This window comes from Streptomyces sp. NPDC030814, from assembly GCF_055572155.1.
On record NZ_JBVIDX010000020.1, the window covers coordinates 124,237 to 130,356 of the forward strand.

Sequence of the window (6,120 nt, forward strand, 5' to 3'; positions counted from 1 at the left end):
CTCAGCCCCGCCCGAGGATCTGCCGCAGTGCGTCCCCCAGTGCGGCCGTGACGTCACCGGTGGCGTCCTGGCGGCGGAAGGCCACGTGGTTGTCCGGCCGTACCAGCAGTGCGCCCGAGTCGCCGATCTCCCGCAGCCGGGCCCAGTCCCCGTACGGGTCCTCGTACTCCTGGCCGGGGCCGATGACCGCCGTGGCGATGTCCAGGCCGAACTCCTTGCCGAGGATGCGGGCGGCCTCCGTCCAGGGCTCGCCGCCGATGCCGGTGATCAGGGTGAACCGGCCGTTCCCGCCCAGGTCCAGGGTGGACAGATTGCGGGTGCCCGCGGAGAGCCAGGCGTGCGGGAGCTTGGCGCCGGGGCGGGTGCTCGGCTGGAAGTGCAGCTCGGGGTCGCGTGCGAAGCCGGGGTCCTCGGTGCCGTCCGGGACGATCGCGGCGGAGGTGTAGCGCTGGTTGAGGTCCACGCCGTGGGCGTTGAACTCGTATGCCTTGAAGGCGATCGCCTCCCGCAGCCGCGCCCGCTGCTCCTCGGCCTCCGTGGTGGCGTCCTTGCGGGCGGCGATGTTCCGCCACAGCTGCTCGGGGGTCTGCGGCGCCAGGCCGCCGAGCGCCTCGAAGACGGGTGCCGTCTCACCGATGGACTGGTTGGCCCGGGTGACGACCTGCCTGCCGACCGGTGCCCGCTCGTCACTGTAGGTGTCCAGCAGGGACGGGGACGCGGTGCCGTCCAGGACGAGCTTCAGCTTCCACGCCAGGTTGTAGGAGTCCTGGATGGAGGTGTTGGAGCCCAGCCCGTTGGACGGTGGGTGCCGGTGGCAGGCGTCGCCCGCGCAGAACACCCGGCCGCTGGAGTACGTCTCGGCGTACATCTCGTTGACCGTCCACGCGGAGGACGACTTGATGGTCACCGGGATCTCGTCGTCGCCGATCAGCCCCCGGACGACGGACAGGGCGTACTCCTCGGTGAGGTCCGGCGGCCCGGCGTCGACGTCGTAGCCCCACACGATCAGCCACTCGTTCCACGTCCGTACGCAGCGCACCAGACCGGCGCCGATGCCGCCCACGGTCGCGCCGGGCGCCAGCACCCAGTAGAGGGTGGCGGGTCGGTGCGCCACGTACTTGGTGAGGTCCGCGTCGAAGACGATGTTGATGCTGCCGGCCACGCCCATCTGGCCGCCCATCGGCAGCCCGGCGTCCTCGGCCACCTTGCTGCGGCCGCCGTCCGCGCCGATCAGGTACTTGGCGCGGATGGTGTACGTGTCGCCGCGCAGCCGGTCGCGGACCAGGGCGGTCACGCCGTCGGCGTCCTGCTCGTGCGACAGGTACTCGGTGCCGAACCGCAGTCGGCTTCCGCGTGCTGTGGCCGCGTTCACGAGCACCGGCTCCATGAGGTGCTGCGGCATGTCGCACATGCGGGTGGGGCTCGCCAGCTCGTGCGCGGCCTGCACGAGCGGTTCGTTGCCCCAGGACCTCAGCCGGCCGAGCTCCTCACCCGCGACGGCGGTGCAGAAGACGGTGTTGCCCATCAGATGCTGCGGGGTGGCCTGGGCGATCACCTCCTCTTCGACACCCAGGTCACGCAGCACTTCCATGGTGCGCTGGTTGGTGATGTGCGCCCGGGGCGTGTCAGCGAGGCGTGAGTAGCGGGTGACCATGACGTTCGGCACGCCATAGGTGCTCAGCGCCAGTGCGGCGCTCGCTCCCGCGGGCCCGCTTCCCACGATGAGCACATCGGTCTCGACGGTCGGCACGGCTGGCACGGTTGTCATCGGGACGTTTACTCCCCATCCGTCAGCCGCTTGTCCAGCCAGGTCATCAGTGCCTCGGCCACGTCGTCGGAGTTCTTCTCACCCATGGGCAGGTGACCGTTGCCCGTGAGCCCCAGGTCCGCCAGGCGCAGCAACTCGGCGTCGGCACCGGCTTGGGCGAGGTAGTCGGCGACACCGTGCTGGTACGCCGCGAACGGCGAGTGGTCGGCCGCGACCACGGCGATCGGGAAGCCCTGGAGCCCTGGCAGGGACCGCACGACGCCTGCCTCTTCGTCCTGGACGAGACAGTCCTGCAGCCCGTCGCCCCCCGCCTCGCGCAGCCGAAGGCGCAGTTCCTCCGGGGTCCGTACCGGCGGCTCGTAAGTGATCGGGGCCGCGGTGAGCCCCCACTCCAGCTTTCCGAGGCCGGGCAGTTCGGTGAACGGCGGCCCGATCGGCTCGACGGAGACAACGGCCTTCACCAGCCCGGGCCGGGCATCGGCGACCAGCCAGCCGAACGGCCCCCCCATGGAGTGGGTGATCAGCACGGCCGGTCCGATACGGTCCAGCAACTCGGCCCCGCAGCGCCGCATCTGCTCCTCGTTCTCGGCGAAGGTGGGCAGCGTCGGGCCCTGGCTCGCCATCAACTGGTCCAGCGCACAGTCGTCGCCGATCTCGCCGCTGCCGGGCCACTGGCTGCCCGGTCGTCCCGCCCCCTCGCAGAACAGCCAGCGGATGAACTCGTACGTCGGCGCCGCGCCCTCGATGGGCCCGAGGACATCGGGGTGGTACGGGGAGCGCCCGTGACCTGGACGGTCGACCACGTACACGGCGTAACCGGCCTGGAGGAACCGGGTGGCCCAGCCGGGGCGCCCGTCCGGCGTCGACAGGTAGTCCGAGCCCTGGCCGCCGCCCCCGTGGACCATCACCACGGGCAGCGGATGCCGGAGATCGGCCGGGATCTGGTACTGGACGTACATCGCGGCCTCGGCGGCGGTCCCGGCCTCGGTCGGCTTGCGCCCGACACCGACCCAGAACGCGCCTTGCTCGCTGATCGTCAACGGCGAGGCGGCACGGGCCGGCTCAGCGGTTGCGGGGAGTGGGGGGATGGTCATCGTCGAACCTCCGTCACGGCGTCTGCGCCCATGCCCAGCACTATTGGTGATCGGCTCCGGGCTGGTCCAATGCCGGTTGGGGACGCCGTGATGCATGGCGCTCATCAGCGTTCCCGAGGGCGGCTGCCTCACCGGGGAGGGTGCGCGTGGCGGCGAGGGTGTGGGTAGTTCCGCTGCAACGTCTGAGCGGATGAAATAACACCACGTCGTTGACGCGGCAAACATGCAGGTCAGAAGGGGCCGGGCTCGTGGGAGCCCGGCCCCTTCATCGATCCCCGTGCTGGATCGGTGCTGGATTTTCCGACCCGGCTCAGGAGCGCTCAGGTGTCGAAGACGGTGGAGCGATGCCCGGCGTGCACGGCCCACACCACCAGCTCACCGTTGTCGATCGTGTAGATCACGCGGTAGCCGCCCACCCGTAGGCGGCGCCGGTCGGCCTGGGAGACGAGTGCCGTGGTGTCGAACCCCAGTGGGTCGCTCTCCAGCTCAGTCAGCTTGGCCAGAATGCGGAGGGCCATGTCTCGCGGGATCTTGCGGAGCTCGGCCTGAGCCTCGGGTCGGAAGACGGTGCGGTACTCACTCACTGCGCGGCGGCGTCTCCCGCAGGATGTCCTCGATCGGGATGCCGGGAGCCGGGTCGGCCATGCGCTCGTCGATGATTCGGTTGATCTCGCGCTCTTCCCACTCCTGGTATTTCCGGAGCACTTCGATGGACACCACGGCAGCCACCTGCTTGCCCCGGCGCGTGATCACCCGTGGGCAGGTCGTCGCGGTCAGCCCGCTCCACGACCTCGGCCAGATGTGCCCGGACATCGCGGATGGACTCCACTCCGCTGCCGTACGGCCGGGGGCCTTGTCCTGGGGTCGCGGTCCGGGCCGACGTCGCTGATGTCGGCGGCGGCAGCGGACGCGTTGTCGCCAATCAATGCCTTCAGTGCGCTGCCGACGCCGCCACGACGGTGGTCGCGGCGGTGTCGGGGTGAAGCCGGGGCGGCGATGCCTGGCGCTGCGACCGGGGTGCCGTCGCGCAGTCCGAGGGTGGCGGTACGTCCGTCGTCCGTCAGCCCGACGGCGACCGTGACTGCGCGGGCGAGGCGGCGTCAACATCCTCGGACCGCCGCGACATCGGTACCGGTCATCCGTCAGGGGCGGGCGACGGGTGGACTGACGCGACGTCATGTGGTCGGTAACCCGCCGGCAGGGCATCTCTTTCGGCCGCTTGAGGCTCAACTCACATGAACTGTAGGGGAGTTATTGAAATTCACAGAGAGCATCGCAGATACGGGCGTCTCTGCACATGCTTGATGGCGGCTGGGGTCCCCCGGCCTCAGGATGCCCCGCAAGGCAGGTGTAAGCACACATATGGTCAATTCCCTCGTCGATGTACTGTCTGCGCACGCCTCTCTGCACCCGGACCGGACGGCCTACCGCTATCTGGTCACCGGTGACAGCGACGGGGAGGTCCAGGACATCTCGTACGCGCGTCTGGCGGGCCGGGCACAGGCGATCGCCGCCTGGTTGCAGGAGTGTGGCCTCGCCGGTTCCCGCGCGTTACTCCTCCATCCCCCCGGCATCGAGTTCATTTCGGCGTACCTGGGCTGCCTCGCGGCCGGGGTCACGGCCGTGCCGGGCGTACCTCCGCAGGGACGCTCGCAGAACCACCGGGCCCTCACCCGTATGAAGCGCCTGCTGTCCGATGCCGAGGCCAAGGTGATCCTCAGCGGCCGCGGCGTGTCCGAGGCGCTGGCGACCATGGCCCAGCACCTGCCCGACCTGGCGGAGATCAGCCAGGTCGTCACCGACGACATCCCCGACGACCTGGCCGCCTCCTGGCACGATCCCGGCCTCAGCGCCGACTCGGTCGCCTTCCTCCAGTACACCTCGGGCTCCACCTCGGCCCCGCGCGGTGTGATGGTGACGCACGGCAACCTGATGGACAACGAGCGTGTCATCACCGAGCGGATGGGCCACACCCCGCAGGTGCTCGCGGAGTACGACAACGAACTGTTCGTCAGCTGGCTGCCCGTCTACCACGACATGGGCCTCATCGGCCCCGTTCTGAACACCCTGTACCTCGGTGCGACGACCACGCTCTTCTCGCCCCTGCACTTCCTGCAGAAACCCGAGCGCTGGCTGACCGCGATCACGAAGTACCGCCCGCACACCAGCGGCGGCCCGAACTTCGGCTTCGAGCTGTGCCTGAAGCACGCCACGCCCGAACTTCTCGACCAGCTCGACCTGAGCCGGTGGAAGCTCGCCTTCAACGGCGCCGAGCCGGTGCGGGCCGCCACTGTGCGCCGGTTCACCGAGACCTTCGGGAGAGCGGGATTCCGGCGCGAGGCCATGTATCCCTGTTACGGACTGGCCGAGGCCACTTTGATGGTCAGCGGCCACACCGTGGGCACACCGCCGAACCTGCTCGCGGCCGACGAGAAGGGCCCGCACGCGGGCGCGGCGGACGCGGCGGCTGTCAGCTGCGGTCGGCCGGGCCCCGGTATGAGCGTGGTGATCGCCGACCCGGAGCGCCACAGGGCACTCCCCGAGAACGAGGTCGGCGAGATCTGGGTGGCCGGTGCCAGCGTCGCCAAGGGCTACTGGCGCAACGCCGTCGCGACTCGGGAGACGTTCCGGGCCACGCTGGAGGACGGCTCGGGCGAGCACGGTGCCACCCGCTTCCTGCGGACCGGTGACCTCGGATTCCTGCGTGAGGGTGAACTGTTCGTCACGGGCCGGCTGAAGGACCTGATGGTGATCGACGGCCGCAATCACCATCCCCAGGACCTGGAGGTCTCGGCGGAGTTGTCCCACCCGGCCCTACGGCCCGGCTGCGTCGCCGCGTTCCCCGTGGAGGTGGGCGAGCACGGGGCGGAAGGCGAACAGCCGGTCATCGTCGCCGAGGTGGCCCCGGAGTCGGCGGACCAGTCCGGCAGCATCACCAGCGGCATCCGCAAGGCGATCGGCGAGGCTCACGGGCTGTCGGTGCGTGACGTCGTCCTGGTCCACCCCGGCACCATCCCCAAGACGTCCAGCGGCAAGATCCAGCGCCGTGCCTCCCGCGCGGCATACCTCGGTGGCTCCCTGGCCGTGATCGGCGAACTCGCGGCGCGATGACGTACCCGGCCTCCGCCGCCCGCACCGGCCGGATGCCCCGTGACCTCCCGGTGCCCACACCGTGCAGGCCGGATCGAGTCGGCCGCGTTCGCTGCCTCCTCATTCCCCCCAACCGTGTGCCCAGCACCTCCGTGTTCCCCATACATC

At 70.1% G+C, this 6,120-nt stretch carries 4 protein-coding genes and 1 pseudogene; 1 reads left to right on the forward strand and 4 read right to left on the reverse strand.

Going from position 1 to position 6,120, the window contains the following annotated elements; all coding sequences use genetic code 11:
• Nucleotide 1 precedes the first annotated feature (1 nt).
• The 4 genes and pseudogenes from ACZ43N_RS32140 to ACZ43N_RS32155 form a co-directional block, all read right to left on the reverse strand.
• A complete protein-coding gene (locus tag ACZ43N_RS32140) occupies nt 2–1,768 on the reverse strand; it encodes an FAD-dependent oxidoreductase (RefSeq protein ID WP_468102564.1) in 1,767 nt (588 codons plus the stop codon).
• Between the two features lie 8 nt (nt 1,769–1,776).
• A complete protein-coding gene (locus ACZ43N_RS32145; RefSeq protein WP_468102565.1) occupies nt 1,777–2,862 on the reverse strand; it encodes an alpha/beta hydrolase in 1,086 nt (361 codons plus the stop codon).
• A 320-nt stretch (nt 2,863–3,182) separates the two neighbouring features.
• A complete protein-coding gene (locus ACZ43N_RS32150) occupies nt 3,183–3,446 on the reverse strand; it encodes a type II toxin-antitoxin system RelE family toxin (RefSeq protein WP_468102566.1) in 264 nt (87 codons plus the stop codon).
• Nucleotides 3,439–3,691, reverse strand: a pseudogene (locus ACZ43N_RS32155) (type II toxin-antitoxin system Phd/YefM family antitoxin). The gene ACZ43N_RS32150 and the pseudogene ACZ43N_RS32155 overlap by 8 nt, the downstream one beginning before the upstream one ends.
• Nucleotides 3,692–4,224: 533 nt before the next feature.
• Here ACZ43N_RS32155 and ACZ43N_RS32160 point away from each other — a divergent pair.
• Nucleotides 4,225–5,973: a fatty acyl-AMP ligase gene (locus ACZ43N_RS32160; RefSeq protein WP_468102567.1), complete on the forward strand. Its 1,749-nt coding sequence runs from the start codon at nt 4,225–4,227 to the stop codon at nt 5,971–5,973.
• Nucleotides 5,974–6,120: the final 147 nt, after the last annotated feature.

Excerpts from the sequence above, each read along its gene's own strand:
- ACZ43N_RS32140 (WP_468102564.1), bottom strand. The coding sequence starts at position 1,768 with ATGACAACCGTGCCAGCCGTGCCGACCGTCGAGACCGATGTGCTCATC.
- ACZ43N_RS32145 (WP_468102565.1), bottom strand. The coding sequence starts at position 2,862 with ATGACCATCCCCCCACTCCCCGCAACCGCTGAGCCGGCCCGTGCCGCC.
- ACZ43N_RS32160 (WP_468102567.1), top strand. The coding sequence starts at position 4,225 with ATGGTCAATTCCCTCGTCGATGTACTGTCTGCGCACGCCTCTCTGCAC.